Annotated in this window: 19 protein-coding genes; 12 read left to right on the top strand and 7 right to left on the bottom strand. The window is 56.8% G+C overall.

The features are described from left to right. Positions 1-74 precede the first annotated feature (74 nt). From zapA to larB, 3 genes are all read left to right on the top strand, one after another. Entirely contained in the window at positions 75-350 is a 276-nt protein-coding gene (gene zapA / locus AC3WJN_RS08680; RefSeq protein ID WP_005829271.1) for a cell division protein ZapA, read from the top strand. 73 nt (positions 351-423) lie between these two features. Then, positions 424-1,290: an ATP-dependent sacrificial sulfur transferase LarE gene (larE, locus tag AC3WJN_RS08675; RefSeq protein WP_122952554.1), complete on the top strand. Its 867-nt coding sequence runs from the start codon at positions 424-426 to the stop codon at positions 1,288-1,290. Continuing rightward, entirely contained in the window at positions 1,283-2,035 is a 753-nt protein-coding gene (larB, locus tag AC3WJN_RS08670) for a nickel pincer cofactor biosynthesis protein LarB (protein WP_005829268.1), read from the top strand. Before larE ends, larB begins: the two co-directional genes overlap by 8 nt. A 69-nt stretch (positions 2,036-2,104) precedes the next feature. On the opposite strand, the gene AC3WJN_RS08665 is transcribed toward larB, so the two are convergent. Beyond that, positions 2,105-2,479: a phage holin family protein gene (locus AC3WJN_RS08665; protein ID WP_005829266.1), complete on the bottom strand. Its 375-nt coding sequence runs from the start codon at positions 2,477-2,479 to the stop codon at positions 2,105-2,107. 198 nt (positions 2,480-2,677) lie between these two features. On the opposite strand from AC3WJN_RS08665, the gene AC3WJN_RS08660 reads away from it, so the two are divergent. The 5 genes from AC3WJN_RS08660 (at position 2,678) to AC3WJN_RS08640 (ending at position 7,973) form a co-directional block, all read left to right on the top strand. Continuing rightward, positions 2,678-5,035, top strand: a complete 2,358-nt coding sequence (locus AC3WJN_RS08660) for an endonuclease MutS2 (RefSeq protein WP_005829265.1) — start codon at positions 2,678-2,680, stop codon at positions 5,033-5,035. 20 nt (positions 5,036-5,055) lie between these two features. Continuing rightward, positions 5,056-5,466, top strand: a complete 411-nt coding sequence (locus AC3WJN_RS08655; protein WP_005829263.1) for a DUF350 domain-containing protein — start codon at positions 5,056-5,058, stop codon at positions 5,464-5,466. Positions 5,467-5,512: 46 nt separating this feature from the next. Beyond that, entirely contained in the window at positions 5,513-5,830 is a 318-nt protein-coding gene (locus AC3WJN_RS08650) for a 2Fe-2S iron-sulfur cluster-binding protein (protein ID WP_005829262.1), read from the top strand. Between the two features lie 299 nt (positions 5,831-6,129). Next, positions 6,130-7,428: a nucleotide sugar dehydrogenase gene (locus tag AC3WJN_RS08645; protein ID WP_007776639.1), complete on the top strand. Its 1,299-nt coding sequence runs from the start codon at positions 6,130-6,132 to the stop codon at positions 7,426-7,428. Between the two features lie 344 nt (positions 7,429-7,772). Further along, positions 7,773-7,973 (top strand): cold-shock protein, encoded by a 201-nt coding sequence (locus AC3WJN_RS08640; RefSeq protein WP_005829259.1) that lies wholly within the window; start codon positions 7,773-7,775, stop codon positions 7,971-7,973. Positions 7,974-8,240: 267 nt separating this feature from the next. On the opposite strand, the gene AC3WJN_RS08635 is transcribed toward AC3WJN_RS08640, so the two are convergent. Together AC3WJN_RS08635 and AC3WJN_RS08630 are read right to left on the bottom strand one after the other, a co-directional pair. Further along, positions 8,241-9,068 carry a M55 family metallopeptidase gene (locus AC3WJN_RS08635; RefSeq protein ID WP_007776642.1) on the bottom strand — a complete coding sequence of 276 codons (828 nt, stop codon included), beginning with the start codon at positions 9,066-9,068 and terminating at the stop codon, positions 8,241-8,243. A gap of 167 nt (positions 9,069-9,235) precedes the next feature. After that, the gene (locus tag AC3WJN_RS08630) at positions 9,236-10,369 is read right to left on the bottom strand and encodes a glycosyltransferase (protein ID WP_005829255.1); all 1,134 of its coding nucleotides are present in this window, start codon (positions 10,367-10,369) and stop codon (positions 9,236-9,238) included. Positions 10,370-10,602: 233 nt separating this feature from the next. Here AC3WJN_RS08630 and AC3WJN_RS08625 point away from each other — a divergent pair, with 233 nt between their 5' ends. Both AC3WJN_RS08625 and AC3WJN_RS08620 read left to right on the top strand, forming a co-directional pair. After that, positions 10,603-11,958, top strand: coding sequence for a glycosyltransferase family 4 protein (locus AC3WJN_RS08625; protein ID WP_492329244.1), 1,356 nt, complete (start codon positions 10,603-10,605; stop codon positions 11,956-11,958). Between the two features lie 79 nt (positions 11,959-12,037). Then, entirely contained in the window at positions 12,038-13,195 is a 1,158-nt protein-coding gene (locus AC3WJN_RS08620; protein ID WP_007776646.1) for an MFS transporter, read from the top strand. A 102-nt stretch (positions 13,196-13,297) separates the two neighbouring features. On the opposite strand, the gene AC3WJN_RS08615 is transcribed toward AC3WJN_RS08620, so the two are convergent. Genes AC3WJN_RS08615 through AC3WJN_RS08605 form a run of 3 tightly spaced genes read right to left on the bottom strand, consistent with a single transcriptional unit; the run spans position 13,298 to position 17,004 of the window. Then, entirely contained in the window at positions 13,298-14,116 is an 819-nt protein-coding gene (locus tag AC3WJN_RS08615) for a hypothetical protein (RefSeq protein WP_005829251.1), read from the bottom strand. After that, the gene (locus AC3WJN_RS08610; protein WP_005829249.1) at positions 14,109-15,737 is read right to left on the bottom strand and encodes a DMT family transporter; all 1,629 of its coding nucleotides are present in this window, start codon (positions 15,735-15,737) and stop codon (positions 14,109-14,111) included. The genes AC3WJN_RS08615 and AC3WJN_RS08610 overlap by 8 nt, the downstream gene beginning before the upstream one ends. A gap of 4 nt (positions 15,738-15,741) precedes the next feature. Further along, the gene (locus AC3WJN_RS08605) at positions 15,742-17,004 is read right to left on the bottom strand and encodes an O-antigen ligase family protein (RefSeq protein ID WP_005829248.1); all 1,263 of its coding nucleotides are present in this window, start codon (positions 17,002-17,004) and stop codon (positions 15,742-15,744) included. Positions 17,005-17,257: 253 nt separating this feature from the next. Between AC3WJN_RS08605 and murJ the strand changes: the two genes are divergently transcribed. Continuing rightward, positions 17,258-18,784: a murein biosynthesis integral membrane protein MurJ gene (gene murJ / locus AC3WJN_RS08600; protein WP_007776648.1), complete on the top strand. Its 1,527-nt coding sequence runs from the start codon at positions 17,258-17,260 to the stop codon at positions 18,782-18,784. Here the strand turns inward: murJ and AC3WJN_RS08595 are convergent. Continuing rightward, positions 18,759-20,135: a phenylacetate--CoA ligase family protein gene (locus AC3WJN_RS08595; protein WP_007776651.1), complete on the bottom strand. Its 1,377-nt coding sequence runs from the start codon at positions 20,133-20,135 to the stop codon at positions 18,759-18,761. The two genes, murJ and AC3WJN_RS08595, sit on opposite strands and share 26 nt — an antisense overlap. 187 nt (positions 20,136-20,322) lie before the next feature. Between AC3WJN_RS08595 and AC3WJN_RS08590 the strand changes: the two genes are divergently transcribed. Next, positions 20,323-21,960: a polysaccharide biosynthesis protein gene (locus AC3WJN_RS08590; protein ID WP_005829244.1), complete on the top strand. Its 1,638-nt coding sequence runs from the start codon at positions 20,323-20,325 to the stop codon at positions 21,958-21,960. Positions 21,961-22,001: the final 41 nt, after the last annotated feature.

Raw genomic sequence — 22,001 nt, 5'->3', positions numbered from 1 at the left:
TGACGAACTCTGACATTTTCAGTAACCTAAAAAGGATACAGTAGAGCAAAGGTCGCAGTAGGGAGGAACCCCTCGTGCAAGGTGATGGGAAAAATCGTTTGACGGTGGATATCTTCGGCCAACAATACCGGCTCAGTGGCAAGGCAAGTGTCAATCACATACGCATGGTGGCCGGTTTCGTTGATGACAAGATGAACGAAATCGCGAACGGCAACCATCGACTGGACACCGCTAAAATTGCCGTACTCTCTGCGGTAAACATCGCGGATGAATACTTCCGCTTGCGGCAGGAGTACGAAGAACTGCTGAAGATCCTTCAGGAAGATGCAAATGATAAGCCGATAGATTAAGGAGAAAAGAGGGGCGCTGGCCTCTCTTTTCGCGTTGTGCGGCAAAAGCTTGGACAAAAAGGAGGGGCAACTCATGGAAGTGGGCAACCAACTGACTACAGATAGCGAAGACTGGACGCTGGCAGAAAAAAACGAGAAACTGGGAGCGGTCTTGCGCGAAATGGGGACAGTGCTGGTGGCGTTTTCAGGCGGCGTGGACAGCACGTTTTTGCTGGCGAGGGCGGTTGAGGAACTGGGCGAGGCAGCGATTGCCGTGACTGCCGCTTCGGAAACGTTTCCCACCCGCGAGTTTGAGGCGGCGAAGCGGCTTGCCGCCCAGCTTGGCGCACGGTTTGTCACAACGGAAATTCGCGAGATGGAAAATCCGAATTTTGTGTCCAATCCGGTGAACCGCTGCTTTTATTGCAAAGACGGCCTGTACGAGCATTTGGGCCGGATGGCCGAAGAAAACAAATGGAAGGCAGTCATTTGCGACGGAGCGAACATGGACGATCGCGGCGACTACCGTCCCGGTCGGATGGCTGCCGCCCAGCGCGGTGTGCGCAGCCCGCTGCAAGAGGCCGGGTTTTACAAAGACGAGATCAGGGCGCTGTCCAAGGAAATGGGGCTGCCTACGTGGAACAAACCGTCCTTTGCTTGTCTTTCCTCCAGGATTCCCTACGGCTCGGAGATTACGCTGGAAAAAATCGACCAGATCGACCGGGCGGAAGGCTATCTGCTCAGCCTTGGCTTTCACCAGGTCAGGGTGCGCCACCACGACACGATTGCGCGCATTGAGGTCAGCCCGGCGGATTTCAGCCGCCTGCTCGCACACCACGTCGAGATCAACAGGACGCTGCAGGAGATCGGCTTTTCCTACGTGACGCTCGATTTGTTCGGCTATCAGACGGGCAGCATGAACGCCGTGCTGGGAACGGAAGTGAAAAAACAGCATGGATGACGTCAAACGCATTTTGCAGCAAGTCGCCTCCGGACGGTTGAGCGTGGAGCAGGCCGAGGAGCAGCTTTCCGGGATCAGCCGCCTGGACTACGCCACTCTCGATCTGGCGCGTTCAGCGCGGACGGGATTTCCCGAAGTCGTCTACGGAGAGGGCAAAAGCGCCAGTCAGCTCGTCGGGATTATGGAACGGCTGCGCGAGCATCAAAAGCTCGTTTTGGTCACCAGGGCAAGCGAGCAGCAAGCAGACAAAGTCCGGAAGCGGTGGCCAGACGTCCAGTACATAGCAGAGGCGCGCTTGCTTTTGTCCACAAAAGAGCCGCTCGTGCCGGAGCGTGACGGCTACGTCGCGGTCGTGGCAGCGGGCACGTCAGACTGGCAGGTGGCGCAGGAAGCGGCCTGGACGGCGCGCTGCTTTGGCAGTGAGGTCAAGGTGATTGTCGATGTGGGGGTCGCCGGAATCCATCGGCTGTTCCAGCGCCTGGAGGAGATCAGGGGTGCCAGCGTCATCGTCTGTGTGGCCGGCATGGAGGGGGCGCTCGCCAGCGTACTGGCTGGACTCGTCGACAAGCCGGTTATCGCGGTGCCTACGAGCGTCGGCTACGGCGCCAGCTTTGGCGGCGTTTCGGCGCTGTTGACCATGCTCAACTCGTGTGCTAACGGAGTCGCGGTAGTCAATATCGACAATGGCTTTGGCGCAGGCTACCTGGCTGGGATGATTCATCGCCAGTCTGCACAACCGCAATAGAAGGCCGATCAAACTGAAAAAGAGCCAGCCCGCATGTGACGGGTTGGCTCTTTTCGCGTAAAGCGGATCTTACGTTTCCTGGCGGTTTCCGGCATCCCCATTGCGCATGTCCATATGGGTCTTGATCGGAATGAACAGGTCGATGATCCCGATTACCAAAGACGCCAGAAGCGCTCCGATGACAGTCACATGGAAACCGGAGACGATAAACTGTGTCAGGTAGATCACGACAGCGCTGACGAGGAAGCCGATGATTCCGCGATTGTAGGGGGAAATGCGATCTCCGAACATGGCTTCCACGACCCAGCCCAAGAGGGCGATTACGACAGCGGCAAGAAAAGCAGTCCAGAAGCTGCTTACAGAAAACCCGGGTACCAGAAAGCCGACGAACATCAGGACGACGGAAGCGACGACGAAGCGGACGAGATGACGCATGATCGTCATGTAAACTCCTCCTTTTGGATTGGTTCATTTTCATTCTGGCTATTTCCGAGCCGAACTATGCCAAAGCGGGTGCGTGTAAAATTATCCTTGGAACGGCTGACATGATATAATGAGGAAATCGCAGTGATTGAAGGTTCAGACCGTTGTACTTATCCGCTTAAGTCCGACGGTCGCCGGTGAGGAAATAAGGAGGATACAGTGGAACAACGGGTATTAAAAACTTTGGAATACGATAAAATTATCGCCCTGTTAGTCGACAAGGCATCTTGCACATATGGAAAAGAAAAAGCAGCGGAACTGACCCCCTTCGTGCGGCTGGACGAAGTGAAAATCGCCCAGCAGGGCACCGAAGAGGCTGCCACTGTCCTGCGCCTGAAAGGCAGCGCTCCGCTCGGCGGCATTCGCGATATCCGCGGTTCTGTGCAGCGCGCCAGGCTGAATGCGATGCTCGCGCCGATGGAGCTATTGGACATCGCCAGCACGGTCATGGCGGGGCGCCGTTTGAAGACGTTTTTGCTGGACATGTGCGAGGACCACGAAATGCCGCTCATAAAGCAGCAAGCCGAGCGCATCGAAGGCTTGCGCGAGCTGGAAATGGAAATTCGCCGCTGTATTGACGAAAACGGAGACGTCATGGACAGCGCCAGCATGGAGCTGCGCCAAGTGCGCCAGGAGATCAGGCAGGTGGAGTCGCGCATCCGGGAAAAGCTGGACCAGATGACGCGCTCCTCTTCTTATCAAAAAATGCTGATGGAAAACATCGTCACGATTCGCGGCGATCGCTTTGTCATTCCCGTGAAGCAGGAATACCGCCACGTGTTCGGCGGGATCGTCCACGACCAGTCCGCTTCCGGAGCTACGCTGTTCATCGAGCCGGAAGTGATCGTGTCGATGAACAACAAGCTGCGTGAACTGCGACTGCGGGAAGAGCGCGAGGTAGAGCGGATTTTGTACCTGCTCACCGAGCAAGTCGCTTTTGCCGTGGATGCGCTCGTCGAGAATGTCGATGCGCTGACCGAGCTTGACTTCATGTTCGCCAAAGCCCAGCTTGCCTGGAGCATGAAAGCCGTCTGTCCCAAGCTGAACGACCGCGGCTATTTGAACATGAAAAAAGCGCGCCATCCGCTGATCCCGCGCGAGGTCGTCGTTCCTGTCGACGTCGAGCTGGGCGGCGAGTACCAGGCGATCGTCGTGACGGGTCCGAACACGGGCGGGAAAACCGTCTCGCTTAAAACGATCGGGCTTTTGTCGCTGATGGCGATGGCGGGACTGCACATTCCGGCAGAAGAAGAGAGCGAGATGACGGTGTTTTCTTCCGTGTTTGCCGACATTGGGGATGAACAGTCTATCGAGCAAAGCCTTTCCACCTTTTCCAGCCATATGAAAAACATCATTTCCATTCTGGAAAAGATGGACGCGAAAAGCCTCGTGCTGTTCGACGAGCTGGGAGCGGGTACGGACCCGACAGAAGGGGCGGCGCTCGCCATGTCGATCATCGACCACGTGATTGACTCTGGAGCCAGACTGGTCGCCACTACGCACTACAGCGAGCTGAAGGCGTATGCGTACGACAGGCCCGAGGTCATCAACGCCAGCGTGGAATTTGACGTGCAAACCTTGCGCCCGACGTACCGTTTGCTCGTCGGCGTGCCGGGACGCTCCAACGCTTTTGCCATCGCCAGACGTCTCGGACTGCCCGAGGCGATCATCGAGGTGGCCCGCGGCTCCATCAGTGAGGAAGACAACCAGGTGGAGAGCATGATCGCTTCTCTGGAGCGCAACCGCAAATCCGCCGAGGCTGACCGACTGGCGGCAGCGGCGGCGAGAAAAGAAGCGGAGGAATTGCGCCGTCAGCTCGAGGAAGAACGCGCCCGGTTTGCCGAGGAGAAAAACAAGCTGATGGAACGGGCGGAAGACGAAGCGCGGATCGCCGTTCAATTGGCAAAAGAAGAGGCGGAGACGATCATTCGCGAGCTGCGCGAGATGAGAGACGAAGGCGTGGAGATCAAGGAGCACCGGCTGATCGATGCGAAAAAACGACTCGGCAATGCCGTGCTTGAGCTGGAGAAGGAAAAAGTGAAAAAGCCGGCCAAGGCCGTTCGCGCCACCCAGATCAAGGTGGGCGATGAAGTCATGGTCACCAGCTTCGGCCAAAAAGGAACCGTGCTGGAAAAGGTGAACAACGACGAGTTTCTCGTCCAGATCGGCATTATGAAAATGAAGGTCAGACGCGAAGACATGAACGTGCAAAACTCGATTACGCAAAAGCCGCAAGCCGCGCCGTACACATCCGTCAAGCGCAGAACGGCCAGCATTAAAATGGACCTCGACTTGCGCGGATACAACGTCGAGGACGCCATCCGGGAAATGGACCAGTTTCTCGACGATGCGCTTTTGGCTGGACTGCACTCGGTTTCCATCATTCACGGACACGGTACGGGCGTTTTGCGCAAAGGTGTGCATGAATATTTAAGAAGCCACCGCAACGTCAAATCTTTCCGCCTGGGCGGACAGGGGGAAGGCGGCGTTGGCGCGACCATTGCCGAACTGAAATAGAGATGTCGGGAGGAGATTCCATGGCAGGCCTTCTGCACAATCCATATTTTGCAACTGCTGCTTACTTTACCGTTACCGGACTCGCGATGATTTTGTTTTTGGCGATTTTCGAGCTGGTGACGCGCTATCGTGTATGGGCAGAGCTGAAACGTGGGAACATGGCCGTCGCGATGGCAACGGGCGGAAAAATTTTTGGCATCGCCAATGTTTTCCGCTATTCGATTCAGGCGAATCTTTCTTTAGGGCAGGCTTTGATCTGGGGTTCATTCGGTTTTTGCTTGCTTCTGATCGCTTACTTTATTTTTGAATTTATGACCCCCTCGTTCAAGGTGGATGAGGAAATAGCCAATGACAACAGGGCGATCGGCTTCATCGCGATGGTCCTGTCCATCGGCTTTTCTTATATTATCGGAGCGAGCCTGTCCAAGTAGGGCGCACTGTTTTTCGATCAGAAGCGGGGAGGGAAAGCGTGTGGGGATGGGAAGCAACCGTCCGGAGCAGTTCGCAGCAACCGTATGGGAAGGCGGCAAGGAGCGCAGCATCTCGCTTGCGCGGGGGGAAAACTTGCTGATGGCGCTGGTGCGCGCGCAGCTCCCGATCGATTTTTTCTGCACGACGGGAAAGTGTCGAACTTGTATGGTCAGGATGAATATTCCAGCAGGCTCGGCTCCTCCGCCGTCCGAGACCGAGCAATACCGTCTGGGAGAAGCCGTGCAGCAAGGGTATCGGCTTGCCTGCCAAGTTTATGTGACCGGGCCGCTGACCGTATTTTTGGACACTTCCGGTTCGGCATGAAAACAAACCCTTGTTGAACGATATTTCAATCGAGAGTATAATTAGGATTTGGCAGAGAGTTCCGCACTTTTTTTCCCAGACGGGTGCGGTCCCATGCCCTTTTGGACAGGGCCAAAGCCGACAATATGAATCATGGGGAGGAGCAGCCTTGGAGACGTTGTACAAGGTCCTCATAGGATTGTGCGTGGTTTTTATCGCTGCGGGCATTTACTATCTGTCATAAGCAATTTGCAAGTTGGCCGCGCGACTGTACGGTTGCACGGACCTTACCTTAGAGAACGTGAAAGAGGAGATACGCAATGACTCAGCCTGTGCGCGTAGCTGTAGTGGGATTAGGGTTTGTTGGCTTGCCGCTTGCTCTTACCTATGCCATGAAGGGAGCAAACGTCGTCGGCGTTGACGCCTTGCCTCACGTCGTGGATGAAATTAATGCGGCGCATTCCCACCATTTGGAGTCCTATCAGGGGAAAACCTTGCCGGAGATTCTCAAGGAACAAATTGAAGCAAAGCGTTTCCGCGCTACCACTTCCTACGAGGAAGCGGCTGCGGAAGTCGATCATTATATTGTGACCGTCGGTTTGCCGGTGCATAACGGCGACCCGGATCTCGGACCGTTGAAAAGCTGTGCCCAATCGCTCGGCAGCGTGCTGAAAAAGGGCGATACGATCATGATTCGCAGCACGGTCGTTCCAGGGACCACGGAAGAAGTGCTGAAGCCGATTCTCGAAGAAGTGAGCGGCCTCGTCGCAGGCGTCGACTTTTATTTGACGTACTGCTCCGAGCGGATTGCCGAAGGACGAGCTTTTGAAGAGTTCATCCACATGCCGCTCGTGCTTGGCGGCATCAACGAGCAGAGCGCCAAGAAAGGAAAAGAGCTGCTTTCCTTCATCAGCGAAACAGACATTACGATCTCGGACATCCGCGTGGTCGAAACCGCCAAAGTCATCGAAAACATCCAGCGCGACGTCAATATCGCGATGGTTCAAGAGTTCGCCCGCTTTTCCGAGGCGTTCGGGATCGACACGTTCGAGCTGATTAAGGTTGCCAACACGCACAAGCGCGTGAACCTATTGACGCCTGGTCCTGGCGTTGGCGGCTTCTGCCTGCCGAACGCCCTGTATTACTTGCAGCCAAAAGCTCGCGAGCTGGGCGTGTCGCTGCCGATCTTGCAGCAGGCGCGCATGACTAACGATGCTGTGCCGGAAGTGCTGATCGGCATGCTGGAAAAAGCGTTGCAGCAAAAAGGCAAGACGCTTGCAGGCAGCCGTGTAGCTGTACTGGGGCTTGCGATGAAGGACTTCTCCAACGACGACCGCGTCAGCCCTGTGCACGACATCATCAAGCTGTTGCTCGCCAAAGGAGTCGAGGTGCGCTCGTATGACCCGGCGGTACCGACTGCGTACGAGCACAAGCAAGACAGTCTGGAGGCAGCCGTTCGCGGTGCCGACGCCTTGATTTTGACGGCTGTGCAAAAACAGTTCGCGGACGTAAACTGGGATGAAGTAGCGGCGCAAATGGCCGACTCCGCGATTTTGTTCGATACGAAAAACCGCATTCCGCTCAACTCGGTCAGCAAGGCTACTGTTGTGCGCATTTAATCAAGCGCAAATGACAGCAAGTGGTCGACCGACCGCTCTCCGATAGCGAAATACCGCGTGCTGGGAAGTTGCGCGAGGGTACGGGTGCAACCAAACCGGAAAAAAAGAGCCTCTGTAAACGCCTAGCGAAAGCGTTTATGGAGGCTCTTTCGTCTCGCAATCAGGCAAGTTAGAGAGCTTTTCGACTGTCTTGAACCGGAGTGCTTTTTCGCAGCAAGGAGGGCTGGCAGAGCCGTTTTCGCCGCGCTCTCTTTTTTGGATGTATAACTCGTTTCGTTTATGGCAATAGTAACCAGGTAAGATCATATTTCAATCATGTAAGGGATACATGCTAGGAGGCAAAAATGGAACGTGGTAGAGTAAAATGGTTCAACAGCGAAAAAGGTTTCGGTTTTATCGAACGGGATGGTGCGGATGATGTGTTCGTCCACTTCTCCGCGATTCAGGGAGAAGGCTACAAATCCCTGGATGAAGGGCAAGAGGTCGAGTTTGACGTGGAAAACGGTCAACGCGGCCCACAGGCGACGAACGTTCGCAAACTGTAAAAGCCAAAAACGACAAACAGGCCCACTTGCTGGGCCTGTTTTTTTGCATTCCGGCGCAATCGCCTTTTTTCCCACACCCTTTGTCCGGCGGCTGCATTCCTGGCGCCACGCGGACGCATCGGCCACACAGGTTGCGGGCGGAGGCGGAACCTACAGCACAGGAGGCACCCATGCTGCGCAAAGGAAGGCAGAAAAGCAGCTCATAACGGAGCGCGAAAAAGGCACGGCGCTATGCCCTGCCTATTTCCTTTTGCCACGAGTAAAGTCCTAGAAAAACTCTGCCTCGGAAGCGAGGTTCAGCATCGCCCGCATCGTTTTGTACAAGTCCTGCGGATCGTCCGTGCTGTAATAAACGGTGTTTGTCGCCGTCTCATAGCGGGTGTGAGGGACGATTGCCGCCATTTCGGCTTGGCCGGCATGGGAAAACTCCATGGCCAGCGTAAGCGGACTGTCGTTCGTAAACGGAGCGATGGCGGATACATTGCCAAGCGCAAGCGCCGCCTGCTCCTTCAGTGCGGCGGTCGCGTCCTCGCGCGACAGACAGATAGCGGCTGTGCGCGACACCGCTTCCTTGACGATCGCTGTACGGATGCCAGGAATCAGCTCCCGCGCTTCTTCGGCGATGAGGTTGTCGCCGGACACCATGATGACCGGAACGTTGTACAAGCCCGCGATTGCCGCGTTAAAGCCAAATTCGCCTACGACCCGTCCGTTGATGTACATGTTGCGGACGACGCCGGACATGGTGTGGCTGAGCACGCCAGGGACCCCTTGGCGGGTATGGTAGCCGATAAACATAGCGGCATCGAAGCTCTCATCTAGCCCCTGCATCATCGAGCAATCGCGGGGCGAGCCAGCGAGCAGCCGCGCTTTCGGGTGCAGCTTTTCCCACAAAATGTTGTTCATCGTATTGTGGCTGTCCGCCACGACGATTTCCGTCGCGCCGCTGGCAAGCGCCGCTTCGATCACCGCGTTGGCGTCATCGGTCATGAACTGGCGGCCGCGCTGGTAGTTTACGCCCGAATCAGGATTGATGTAGCTGGTGTCGACGATGCCGGAGATGCCTTCCATGTCTACCGAGAGAAAAAGTTTCATGCTTCGTGTCATCCTTTCACGTGCGATTCATAATTGTTCCAGTTCTATGTAACCAGATTGTCCCTGCGGAGGCAACCATGAATCCAGATTGTTCAAACAGTTTTTACCCGCCAGCGGCAGCGCAAAAAGCACGAGCAGCGTCCATCAGACGGCCAGTCGTGCTTCGCTTATGACAACAGCTTTCGGTACAGAGACAAAATTTGAGCGGTCATCTGCTGAATCGTGAAAGTGGCTTCGACCTTTTCCAAGGCGTTTTGCGCCAGCGTCTCGCGCAGTTGTGGCGAAGTCCAGAGCTGTTCCATTGCTCGCGCCAATGCTGCGGAATCGTTCGGCTCGACAACCAGTCCCGTGCGCTCGTGGAAGACGAATTCCTTCACGCCGCCCACGTTGCTTGCGACGACAGGCACTTTGGCGGCCATCGCCTCGATAATCGTGTAGCCGAGCCCTTCGTACAGGGAGGAGTGAACAAAGCCGTCGATGGCATGCAGGCAAGCCGGAATGTCCTGCCGAAACCCGGCAAAGCGGACGCGCTCCGCAAGGCCCAGCTCCTGCACCTTCGCTTCCAGCGCCGGACGTTCCGAGCCGTCGCCGATCAGCACGAGATAAGGCGACGCTGCTTTGTCCTGCACAAGCGCGTGAAAGGCGTCGAGCAGAATCGGCAAGCCTTTGACTGGAACGAATCGCGCTACGGTTCCGAACAAAAAGGCGTCCTGCGGCACGTTCCACTCCGCGCGAAAACGGCTGCGGTCGCTCTCGCGAAGCTGATCCTGCTGGTAAGGAGACAAATCCATCCCGTTGTAGATCACGCTGATCGCGGAACTTTTCACGCCCTGCTCGCGCAAGACGTCGGCAATGGCGCCGCTGATGGCGATGTAGTGCCGATTCCAGTGGCGGGTGCTCCGTTCCATCATGCAGACGATCGCGTAGGCCAACGCGCCTGCGTAATCGTAGCGCAGCGAGCTGTGTACGGTCGTCAAGAGAGGCACCTTCATGCCGAGCGCGGCCAGCCGGGAAAAAAAGTTGGCCTTGATCCCGTGCGTATGGATGATCGCTGGCCCAAAAGCGAGGAACGTGCGCCGCAAAGCTTGCAGCAGACGAATGTCAAATCGGCCGAACTGGTTCAACGCAATCACCTTGATGCCAGCAGCCCGCAGCTTCTCGGCAAAGAGCGAATCGTAGAAGCAGACGACGGCGACGTCTACTTCCTCCGCAGGAAAAGTCGTAACCAGATTGAGAATATGTTGTTCCGCACCGCCAAATTCCCCCCCGCCAATCACGTGGAGGACGCGTAGTTTGCTCATGTAAATTCACCCGAATCTTATTCAAGAAAACCTCTGTCGAGGCTTGTTCATGGAGGAGCGATTGTTTTTTTAAAAAGAAAAAAAGCTGGCACAGCGCCGCGAAGGGCTGCGAGCCTTCCATGCGTAAACAAAGCCATTCTCACTATAGCAGATGGCTGATAGATTCGCAATAAGACAGCACTTGTGGTATCGTTTAGGATGGAAAACGTAAAAACGAGAAGGACGGTTACAAGATGAAAGCGCACAACGTGTTAATCATATGCTACATATTTCCTCCCATCGGCGGCGGCGGTGTTCCGCGGCCGTTGAAAATGGCCAAATATTTGGGGGAGTTCGGCTGGAACGTCCACGTGCTTACCGTCGATCCAGTCTACCACGCCACGCTTGATCCTTCACTTCTGGCGCAGCTTCCAGGCGAGGTGAACATTCATCGGGCAAAAGAGTGGCAACTGCTGCCGGGGAGAGGACAAGCCGCTGCCGTTGCCGCAGGTAGCTCGACTGACGACGCCCCGCGTGTATCGTTGAAGCAGCGGGTGAAAAAGCAGGTCGTGAACGTCTTGAAAAAGCTCAAGCCGTACTTGTTGATCCCGGACGACCAAATTCTCTGGCTGCCCAATGCGCTCAAGCTCGGGCGGGAAATCATGCGCCAGGAAAAAATCGACGTGATTTTTTCCACCTCTGGCCCTGTTACCAACCACTTGATTGCCGAGAAGCTCGCGGATGAGTTCGGCTGCAAATGGGTAGCGGATTTCCGCGATCCGTGGACGCAAAACATGCACACCTCTGGCATTGCCTGGCGCGAACGGTTGGAGGAGCGGATGGAAGCGAGAGTGATGGCAAAGGCCGATGCGATTACGACCGTCACCGCCACTTTTGCCAAAAACTTCCAAAATAAGCATCAGGAGCGAATCAAGCGGATGGAGCTGATTTACAACGGCTTCGACCAGGCCGACTTTCAGGAGCTGACGCCAAGCTATGCGGCGCCGGGAAAATTCCATGCGGTCTACGCGGGCATTTTGTATCAAAAGCGCAATCCGCGGCTGTTGCTGCAAGCGATCCGCGAGCTGATCGACGAGGGGCAGGTAGACAGGCAGGAACTGCTGCTCAGCTTCGCAGGCGTGTTTGACTATCCCGGGTATTCGGAAAACTGGGATTGTGTGGAAGCGCTGGGGCTTGCTGACATCGTGCGCGTATTGGGCAACCTGCCGCACAAGGAGGCGCTCGGCTTGATGAAAGCAGCCGATGCCCTGCTGCTCATCGGGGACGTGTCCGCTGACGCGGGTGCGTACATTCCGGGCAAGCTGTACGAATACATGGGGATCGGCAATCCGATTCTCGCGCTGAACAAAGCAGGGGAAGCGACAGAGATTATCGAAAACTTCCGTCTGGGCCAGGTGGCTGATCCGGAGCATAAGGATGCGATCAAGCAGGCGTACTTGCAACTGTATCGCGAATGGAAGGAGCAGAGCGGGAAGACGGGCAGCGGCGAGGCGCGCGGGGCAGATTTTGCGGAGCGCGTGAAGCCATACGAGCGCCGCGAGCAGGCGAGACAGCTTGCCGACCTGATGAACGAGCTGGTGAGCGGATAACGGAACAGCGTGCCGAGCCTCGGGCCTTGCAAAAGGCTGCGGGGCTATCTTTCTATGCCAAAACAAGATGAGGTGGAACGTGAATACTGCCATACTGAGCTTGCGGGCGTACAATTTCTTTTATTTTTCCCTGTTGTCCATTTTCATTTCGTTTTTGCCCGTCTATTTGACTTATCGCGGCATCACGCCGGCGCAAATCGGCGTACTGATCGGGGCAGGTTCGTTTATCGGCATATTGTCCCAGCCGTTTTGGGGGATGATGAGCGACCGCTACAAGACGATCAGGCGGATCATCCTGTTGACCTTAGGTCTGTCCATCGCGGCAGGAGTCCTGCTGTTCACCTCGGCTTCGTTTTTCGCGCTGTTTTTGCTGGTCGGCGCGATGTATTTTTTCCTGCTGCCGACCGATCCGTTGACCGAGAGCCTCAACTACCGGATTGCCGAACTGCACGGCACAAGCTTCGGCTCGATCCGCACGTTTGGCGCAGTCGGCTACGCGACGGCGTCGCTGTTCATCGGCTGGACGCTCGATCGGCTGGGGATGGGGCAGCTCGTCTGGCTGTTTGTCGGCTACGGCGTGTTTGCCTACGCATGCGCGCTCGTCATGCAGGATGCGCCTGCCAGCAGCAAGTCGTTGTCCTGGCAGGAGTTGAAGCAGTTTTTCCTCTATCCGCAAACGCAGCGCTTCTTTCTGCTCGTGCTGATTGCGGCGACTCCGCACCGGACGAACGACAGCTTCCTCGGCGTCTATGTGCAGAGCCTGGGCGGCACGACGGGGGATGTCGGGCAAGCGTGGTTTTTGGCGGCGGTGAGCGAGGTCGCGTTTTTCGCGATCAGTGCCAGACTGCTCGCCCGCTGGAGCGAACTCAGGCTGATAATGCTCGCCTCCGCGCTGTATGCGATCCGCTATGTGCTCTGTGCAATCGCCCCTTCGGCGGAGTGGGTCGTTTACTTGCAATTGACGCAAGGCGTCACGTTCGTCCTGTTTTACACAGCTACGATTCAGTACTTGTACAAAATCATCCCGGAAGAGTGGAAGGCGACAGGGCAAACAGTGCTGGCCGTGTTGTTTTTCGGCATTTCCGGCATCATTGGCTCGCTCGTCGGCGGCTGGCTGTTCCAGCAAGGCGGAGGGGCGGCGCTCTACTGGGCGATGGGGATATGCTCGGCAGCCGCCTTCGTCTACAGCCTGATCCTGGCCAGAGCCGGCAAGGCAGCGGGCGGCCTCGGGCTGTAAGAGAGCGACGCCTTGACGAAGCGCAGCAAACAAAAGAGCCTGCCGCGAATTTACTCGCAGCAGGCTCTTTTTTGTTGCCAGCGGCTGTAGCGAAGCCAGCCCCTAGTACAGCAAATATTTTTCCACTTCTTCCGGCTCTTTGATGTTGATGCCGCCTGTGTCGCCGTACTTGTACAGGTTGAACTTCACCTGCTGGTCCATCGTTCCGGCCTCCGGCAGTGGCAAGATGATCCATGTCTCGTACTGGTGGATCAGGCGATCTTCCTTGCCGTACCAAAACGTCGCCTTGATTGTCGATTCTTTCAAAATATATTCGAGGTCAGGGCGGTCGCCGACCAGCTTTTTCAACGGTTCAAACAGCGGGCTTTGGCTGTCTTTTAGCCATTGTGCGCCCGTCATCTTCACCTGGAAAGGCACGCAGACGACGCCGATTACTTTTTCATCCGGCAATTGCACTGCCCGGTCCATGAACGGCAGCCAGTCCTCGAAGCCTTTCAACACGTCAAATTCGAGCGGCTCCTCCGGGGCTGTCACCCAGTAATCATTCGTGCGGATGTAGCGCTTGTCGCCGATGCGATAGTACGTATAAGGCTGTGCGGCGATGCGCGTGCCGACGTTGTACCCTTTGTCGTTGAGGACGGCTCCGTCGAACATGCTGGTCGTCGTCCGGGCGAGGATGCGGTTAAGCACGTGGCCTCTGTACCAGAATGCCTGTGCTTCTTCCGCCGTTTTCCCTTTTTCCAGAGCGGTTTTCAGCCATTCGGCAGCCGATTCGGTTTGGGCCGTAGTCGGCGGCGCGGGCTGCGTATCGAAGTTGGTGGTGGCAAATGCCTTCGTGCCGGACTCATACGTGCAGCCGCCGAGCAGGGAGGCTGTGCAGATGGCAGCGAGCAATGCCCATGCCTTTGTCAGTTTACGCATGGCGAACCCTCCTTACGACTCCGTAAACGAGCAGTCCCGCGAACAGAACGATGGTCAGCCAGAATACAGGGATGCTGTGCTGTTTGAACACGAGAATGCGGTGCGTATTTTCCATGGAGGCGATGATTTCGTTTTGCTTGTCGCCGTCGATGTCTCCAATCTGGACGTTGATGAGCGGCAAGTAAATGCGCCAGTTTTGCTTCAGGCCCTCCGGCGTGTAGTCGTAGCCGGACAAGTAAGGCGCGTCCGTCGTGCTGACCCAGCTTCTCGCCTTGGCGATGATCTCCGGCGTCTGGTCGCTGCCAACCGCGGCGAAGTTGGAGAAGCGGAAGCTTTTGTCGTGAGCGTTGCTCGCCCAGAGAATGTCCCAGGTACCGTCTGGCTTTGGCTTCAGAATGTACGAAGGGCGGCCTGCTACGAGCAGCTCGTCTACTTTGTCGTGGTCGATGTCGGCAGGGATGAACTCGCCTGTTGCAAGCTCAGCCTGCTTGCGGGTCAACTGGTACGCTTCTGTCAGCGTGCCGTCCGGTTCGACAGCCAGCACACTCAAATGCTCGCCAATGACAATCAGACCTTCGCGGCCATCCGGCAGCATCATCGTCGAAAGCAGCTTGGTGGCTTTTGTAGTGCCGCCAAATGGTCTGCCGTCATACGTACCGGTCAGCATGCCGTTTGTGATGTGCAAGTTTTTGTAGTTGCGGCCCAGCTCCTGGCGCACATCCATGCTGCCCTGATTTTGTTCCAGCATGTTGGCGATGTTGTTCAGATCGAGCACAAAGGCGCGGTGAGCCGTTGTGCCCGCCTGCATCATCGCTTCGGAATACGACTGACGCTGCACGTTCGGTACGAGTTGCCCGTCCTTCATGGTGTAATACGGGAAGCCAGGGTAGTCGGTCGGCAGCATTTCCTTGATTCGCGTCATGGCTTCTGCCGGGATTTGCTCGTTTGGCATCCGCACCATTTGTCCGTCTTTCCAGGTCAGGATGTAGAGCGTGAGCGGCTCCGCTTGCAAATGGCGCAGCTTTTCTGCCAACGCCTGTTTCTCTTCCTCTGTCTCCGGCTTTTCTGTCTTTTCGGGCAACGGCAGTTCCTCGGCGTTGCCGTAGGTGACGATCTCCATTTTGCCGTCGCCGTCGACGTCGTACAGCGTCATCGGGAAGTAGTTCACCCAGTCGCCGTTGTACAGCCGGCTGGACTCGTACTGCACGGTAAAATGGCTCAAAGCCGTCAGCGTATAGCGGTTGAATGTGACATTGGCCAGCACGGCGATCAGCACGAGCGAGCCGACTGCGCGCCAGTTCAGGCGGCCGTACCATTTGGCGAGCAGGGCAATGACGATGATGGCAACCGCGCCACCGATCAAAAGAGCCGCTGTCGTTTTGACGTCCACGCGGGTCAGGGCGCGATCCAGCAGCAAAAAGCCGATCGTAAACACGAGCACCTGGCGCCGTTCAGACGGATGAATCACGTAGTAGCAAAAAGCGAGCAACGGCAGGAAAATCAGCAAAGCGATCCACGTCAAGTCAAGAAACGCGGGCTTGACGAGCAAATGGTAGATCAAAAACAGGGCAATGGCGTACAGCGCCCAGCTTATCGTAGAGAGAATAGGATTGCGGCGCATAGGTTCACCACCTTTTGTTTTGTGTTTGGTCGACGTACAGAGCGCAGAGGAAGCCGCCAAACAGCCAGAAATAGAGGGCCATGAACGGCACCTCGAAAATATTTTCCACGAGGTTGTGCGTCGCGACCGCAATCAACCCGCCAAACAGTCCGAGCACCGAGAAAAAGTGCGGCGAGCCTTGCAGCTTGGAAACAAGCCCGGCTCCGTATTTGAGCATGGAGACGACCAGGCCGATCAGCAGGATAATCCCGATCAGGCCGTACTCGGCGAGACTTTTGAAGAAGTAGCTGTCCGAGTAGATCGTGCCAAAATGCCTCGACGCTACGGCTCCCCCGTGATGGCCGAGCCCGACGCCAAACAGCGGCTCGATGCGCATTTTGTCATACGCCTCACCCCAGCGGCCTACACGTCCGCCCTGGCTGCTCGATTCGAAGTATTCAGGGGTAAACAGGGTGAAAATGCGGTTTTTCACCGTACCTACCATCGGAACCGATTCCGGGACGAAGAACAGGGCCACGAGCCCGATGATGCCCGCGAGCACCAAATACCCGGCGATCCGCTTGTTCCATATGTAAAAGCAGACGAACAGAGCGAAAGCCAGCGCAAACCAGGCTCCGCGCGATCCGGTCAACAACAGGGCGAGCAACGTCGTCAGGGTGACGATCGCCCACACCCATTTTTCCTTGCGGCTGGTCGCTTTCATGAACAGTCCGGCGGCCACTGGCGCGATCAAGGCCATGTAGCTTCCGAGCACGTTCGGGCTGGTGACGAACGAAAAGGCGCGTGTCGTGATCGCTTCGCCTTCCTGCACCCACGATTCGGGCGTTTTGACTCCGAGCACGACTTGCATCACCCCGACGACGGCAGCCAAAAAGCCGATCAGGGCGAGTCCTTTCATAAACTTGTCCAGATCATCGGCGGACTTCAGCAAATAAAAGCCCATCAAAAAGGCGATGATGTACTGGTAGACGGAGCGAAAACCCTCCACGCTCGCCTCCCAGTTGGCCATGTCCGTCACCATCAGGGCGAGGCCGAGGACGAAAAACGCACTGAGCAAATGCTTGATTCCAGGCATGGTCCGGTTCGTTTGCAAAAAGGCGCCGAACGTAAACACCATCAGGATGATGAGCAACGCTTCATCCCAAAAAGACGAAACGACTGGAATCGGTAGAATCTTTCGCAAGACATAGTCGATTACCGGATAGGCCAACAGCAGATACAACCACGTGGTTGATTGGCTTCCCCACTTCAACACGGTTTCTCTCATTTTGTTTGTAGTCCTCCTACAGGTAGGGATTAACCTACCCATTATAATGAATCCGGCAACCTGCAAGCAAGCTGGGGCGGAAAGAGGTTGGTAGGAACGCTAGAAATAAGATATGATAACAGGTGTGTTTGAGACGGAACAAGCTGGGAACCAGACGTCTCGATCTTGCTACGAACGAAGAAACAGGCTGTGCCCGATTGCTGTCGATGCGACGGACACCGTAGTTTTGAACGAGAGATAGGAGAATTGGGTCATGAGTTTGTTGAGGATTGCTTCCATGATTGTCGTGCTGACTCTCGTGGGAAGATTGCTGGGCTTTTTTCGCAGCGTGTACGTATCCAGTCTGTACGGCACAGGGATGGAGGCGGATGCGTTCAACATCGCCGCCACGATTCCGCTGACGCTGTTTCTGGTCGTGCCCGGCGCGATCAACGCGGTGCTGATCCCGACGATGCGCGGACTGATTGAAAAAAAAGAGCCGACTGGCGAGCTGTATCACAAAATGCTTGCGATCATTCTGGGAATATTCGCACTGCTGTCTGTGCTGGGCATCGTCTTTTCCCACCAGCTTGCCGCGATGTTCGGCCTGTCCGGGGAAAAGCTGGCGCTGACCGCCGAGATGCTGCAATGGATGTGGCCTTCCGCCGTCTTCATCGGGCTGACTGGCTTGTGGTCGAGCCTGTGCAATGCGCACCAGCATTTTTTTACCCCGACATTGGGGACGGTAGCAAACGGAGCGCTCGTGATCGCCGGCATGTATGTGCTCGTGCCGCTGTACGGAGCGGTGGGCCTAGCGATTGCGACGAGCATCGGCTATTTGGCGGCGATGCTTGTAATGCTGCCGACCTTGCGCGGCTTCGGCTATCGGCACCGCTTGTCGCTCGCCTGGCGTGACGACGCTTCCTTAAAAGGAATGGGGGAGCGCGTCATCCCGATTTTGATCGGCGCTGTCGTGGCACAAGCGACGACCTTTATGGAAAGAGGCTTCGCAGAAGGGGTAGGAACGGGCGTCGTCTCGGCGCTTGCCAACGCGAACCAGATCGTGCAAATGCCGATGGCGATTTTTGTCGGCGCGTTTACGTTGCCGCTGTTCCCGTTGTTGGCCAGCCACGTGAAACGGGGAGAGATGGCCGAGATGAAGCAAATCCTGCAAAAAGGACTTGCCTATCTGTTCATCCTGCTCGTCCCCGTCACGGTCGGACTTGCCCTGTACGCAGAGCCAGTCGTGCGGCTCGCCTTTGAGCGCGGCGCATTCGATGAGCACTCGGTTGCCTTGACGGCCTGGGCGTTGCCGTTTTACGGCCTGGGGCTGTACTTCCTGGCAGCGCGCGATTTGCTCACCCGCGCTTTTTACGCTCTGGAAAACACCAAGACGCCCGTCATTATCGGGGCGATCGGAATTGGTGTGTACGTGCTGGCCAACTGGCTGTTGATCCCGCTCTTGGGACACGGCGGCATCGCGCTGGCGAATGCGGTATCCGCCATCTGTCAGGCGCTCTTGCTGTTCGTCCTGCTCTGGAGGGCGGTAGGCAGCCCTGTCCGGGCGAGTTTTCTCAAAACGGCAGCCAGGACGCTTTTGGCCTGCGCGATCATGGGCGCGGCGATTGTGCTCGTCGACCCGTGGCTGTCGCTTCTGTCCGTCTGGCTGTATTTGCCGATCGGCATTGCAGGCGGCGCATTAGTCTACGTGGCCGTGATGGCGCTCCTGCGCGAGCCGCTCGTCTCCGAGCTGTTGCAAAAGGTCAGGAAGCGCTCTACTCCGGCGGCAGGACGCTCGTAAGCGGACATTCGCGGATCGCGTAGCGAATTTTTCCCGAGCCGGTAGGCGGGATGTGGTCGACGTATGACACCTGCACGCTCACTTCGCCCAGCGCGGAGCGGATTCCCGCCAAAAGCTTCGCTTCATCGGCGGGCAAAAAGCGGTCCGGCTCCTTCACGAGTTTCAGGCTCAGCCGCTGCGGCTCGTGCTGGACGATCTGGAAGGTGCGAAAGCTGTCCAGGTTGCGGACGATGTGGTTGAAGTAGTGGCCGTGCACGTACTGCCCGTGCTGGGAGATGAACATGTCGTCCTCCCTGCCGTCGATCGCTTCGAGCAGCGGAAACGAAATGTCGCACGAGCACGTTTTCGCAGAGAGCGCGACGACATCGCCCAGTTGATAGCGCAGGCGCGGCATCGCTTTGTTGTGCAAATCCGTGACGAGCAGGGCGCCGGGAACACCGGGAAACACGGGAATGTGCGTGAGCGGATCGACCACTTCCAAATAGCTGTTTTCGGAAAAGGCGTGCATGTTTCCGGCAGGGCATTGGTAGGCGATAATCCCGCCGTCGCGCGCGCCGTACTCGTTGACGACAGGCGCTGCGAAGGCGGCTGCGATCGCCTGGCGCTGATGCTCGTGCAAGCTCTCCGCCGTGGAGACGACCGCTTTGAGCGGGATGCCGAGCGTCGTGCCTCTTTGCAGCATCATTTGCGCGAGCGTGTACAGAGCCGAGGCGTAGCCGTACAAATAGGCGGGGCGGAACCGTCTGATGAGCTTCAATTGCGTATCCAGACGGCGTTCGTCCAATTCGTAGGCGGAGAGCAGCAAGCGGTTTTTCAGCCAGCGCTCCTTCCAGCGATATTGCCTGACCTGCTGCTGGTTAAGCTCCAGCGGCGAGCCCCAGAGCATGACACACGGGTCGCCGATCTGGATGCCGTGCCACGAGAGGCCCAGCCAGCGTGCCGCCTCGTAATGTTCGACAGCCAGACGGTCGAGGTAGAAGCGGGTCGGTTCCCCGGTAGAGCCGCCCGTGCGGTTTTGGATCAGCTTGTCGGTGCGAATCCCGCTGCTCAAGTACGCGTCGGGATTGCGCCGAAAACGCGTCTTGTCGAGGGGCGCAAGCTTTTGCAAAAAGCGTTCCGGCGCTTCCCGATACTCGCTCCAGACCTCAGTGTAGTCGGCGTAGGCCGGCACGTGCCGGACAGCGTGATCGAGCAGCCTTTGCAGCTTTTCGCGCTGGCGGCTTGCCAGCACCTCCCTGGACAAATGCTGGGCGGCTTGCAGCTTTCGCATGTACGGGCGCGTGCGGTTTTCCTTCAGTACCTCCATCAAGGGCCACTGTACTTGGCGAATCAAAAAACCCGTTAGGGCCATCCTTATTCCTCCTACGCTTCCCATCAGACGATTCGAAGAAGTCAATGGAATCTGTTTTTCACCAGTATTCCAGCCAAATTCCATCGATATACCTGTTTGCTGGAAGGAGGAAATGATAGTAGGATAGAGGGTGGGTTCATGGCGATAGCCAGCCCCCAAGTCAAAGCGACGCAAAAAGGAGTTACCCATGTTGAAAAAAAGTCACTTTCTCGCAGGGGCGCTGATTCTGGCCATCGCGGGAATTTTGTCAAAAGTAATCGGGATGTTTTACCGCATCCCTCTGCAGGAGATCGTCGGGGACAACGGTCTTGGACTCTATCAGGAGGTGTACCCGCTCTACCTGACTTTCCTCATTTTGGCGACGGCAGGTGTGCCAGTCGCGCTGTCGCGGGTCATTGCCGAGGCGCTCGCCGAGGGCAAGCAAGGCTCTGTCGGGCAGATTTTGGCGCGGAGCATGGTGATGATGGGCGGGATCGGGATTGTACTGTTCGCGATTTTGTACGTCAGCTCGCCGCTGATTGCCAAGCTGATGGGCAACCCGCATCTGATCGAGCCGATCCGGGCCATTTCGCTGTCCTTGCTGTTCGTGCCGCTGATTGCCGTCATTCGCGGCTTCTTTTACGGCCATCAAAAAATGCTGTACGTCGGTCTGTCGCAGATCGTGGAGCAGACGTTGCGGGTGATTTTCATTCTGGTCGCTTCGCTCTACCTGGTCAGGCTGGGAGAGGACACCGATACGGTCATTACGGGCGTCAACTTCGGGACGATGATTAGCACGCTGCTCAGCCTCGGCTTTCTCGCGCTGCTCATGTGGCTGCACAACCGGAAAAACTCCGTGTTTGCACACGCAAAGTGGGGACGTCTTGACTGGTGGTACGATCGCGCGTTTTTCGGCTCCATGTGGCGAATCGCCTGGCCGATCTGCGTCAGCGCGCTCGTCATTCCGATTTTCAGCTTGACCGATTCGTTTCTGGCGATCAATATTTTCCGCTACATATGGAATGTAGACGGCTTGACGGCGGATACGTGGTTCGGCATTTACAGCCGGGGCGGCCCGCTTTTGCAAATGGCGAGTTTGTTCGGCTCCTCCATTGCGCTCTCGATCGTTCCTGCGATTGCGGAAGCCAAGCGGCAAAAAGACCAGGAGCGCGTCACGACCTTGACCAAGCTGTCGCTGCGCTTCGCCTGGCTGATCGGCCTGCCGGCTGGGCTTGGACTGACAGCCGTAGCCGAAGGGGCCAACCTGGCGCTCTACGGCGACATGGAAGGGACGCGGGCGATGGCGATTCTGGGCATCAGCGCGATTCCGCTCTCGCTGCTACTTGCGACCAACGGCATTTTGCAAGGGATCGGCAAAGAGAAAATTCCTGCGCGCCATCTGTTGTACGGCGTGATCGTCAAGGTCGCAACGACACTCGTGTTCACCTCCATGTTCGGCATGGACGGGCTGTCCTTGTCGTGGCTGTGCGCGACCGCGTTTGTCTGCATTCTCAACATGCGGGTCATCAGCAAGCTCGTGCAGGTGCCGATCCACTGGCGCTTTGATACGATTTATCCGCTGCTCGTCGCCAACCTGATGCTGCTGCTCGCATGGGGCGCGACCGAAGCCGTTGGCCTGCTGCTCGCGGGCAAGGAAAAAGTTCGCCTGCTTGGCGCCATCGAAACGGTTACGGGCGTAGGCGTGGGACTGGTCGTCTATTTGGGCCTGCTGCTGTTGATCCCGCTGATCGAGGACAAGGAGCTGGACTGGCTGCCTGGCGGGGCCAAGCTGCGCGCCTTTATCAACCTCATCCGCAAGAAACAGGCGTCGTCGAAGGCGCAATAACGCAAGTTTGGCTGGGCAAAAGAAAATCCCCTTTCTCCACA

The organism is Brevibacillus sp. FW306-2-1A-C05A, assembly GCF_058781555.1.
This window is presented reverse-complemented; position numbering and strand designations above follow the sequence as displayed.

Coding starts and splice junctions, on each gene's coding strand:
- AC3WJN_RS08610 (WP_005829249.1), bottom strand. CDS start 15,737: ATGCGCCGCAATCCTATTCTCTCTACGATAAGCTGGGCGCTGTACGCC.
- AC3WJN_RS08605 (WP_005829248.1), bottom strand. CDS start 17,004: ATGAGAGAAACCGTGTTGAAGTGGGGAAGCCAATCAACCACGTGGTTG.
- AC3WJN_RS08650 (WP_005829262.1), top strand. CDS start 5,513: ATGGGAAGCAACCGTCCGGAGCAGTTCGCAGCAACCGTATGGGAAGGC.
- AC3WJN_RS08640 (WP_005829259.1), top strand. CDS start 7,773: ATGGAACGTGGTAGAGTAAAATGGTTCAACAGCGAAAAAGGTTTCGGT.
- AC3WJN_RS08665 (WP_005829266.1), bottom strand. CDS start 2,479: ATGACGATCATGCGTCATCTCGTCCGCTTCGTCGTCGCTTCCGTCGTC.
- AC3WJN_RS08625 (WP_492329244.1), top strand. CDS start 10,603: ATGAAAGCGCACAACGTGTTAATCATATGCTACATATTTCCTCCCATC.
- AC3WJN_RS08645 (WP_007776639.1), top strand. CDS start 6,130: ATGACTCAGCCTGTGCGCGTAGCTGTAGTGGGATTAGGGTTTGTTGGC.
- larB (WP_005829268.1), top strand. CDS start 1,283: ATGGATGACGTCAAACGCATTTTGCAGCAAGTCGCCTCCGGACGGTTG.
- AC3WJN_RS08590 (WP_005829244.1), top strand. CDS start 20,323: ATGTTGAAAAAAAGTCACTTTCTCGCAGGGGCGCTGATTCTGGCCATC.
- AC3WJN_RS08615 (WP_005829251.1), bottom strand. CDS start 14,116: ATGCGTAAACTGACAAAGGCATGGGCATTGCTCGCTGCCATCTGCACA.
- larE (WP_122952554.1), top strand. CDS start 424: ATGGAAGTGGGCAACCAACTGACTACAGATAGCGAAGACTGGACGCTG.
- AC3WJN_RS08630 (WP_005829255.1), bottom strand. CDS start 10,369: ATGAGCAAACTACGCGTCCTCCACGTGATTGGCGGGGGGGAATTTGGC.
- AC3WJN_RS08595 (WP_007776651.1), bottom strand. CDS start 20,135: ATGGCCCTAACGGGTTTTTTGATTCGCCAAGTACAGTGGCCCTTGATG.
- AC3WJN_RS08655 (WP_005829263.1), top strand. CDS start 5,056: ATGGCAGGCCTTCTGCACAATCCATATTTTGCAACTGCTGCTTACTTT.
- murJ (WP_007776648.1), top strand. CDS start 17,258: ATGAGTTTGTTGAGGATTGCTTCCATGATTGTCGTGCTGACTCTCGTG.
- AC3WJN_RS08635 (WP_007776642.1), bottom strand. CDS start 9,068: ATGAAACTTTTTCTCTCGGTAGACATGGAAGGCATCTCCGGCATCGTC.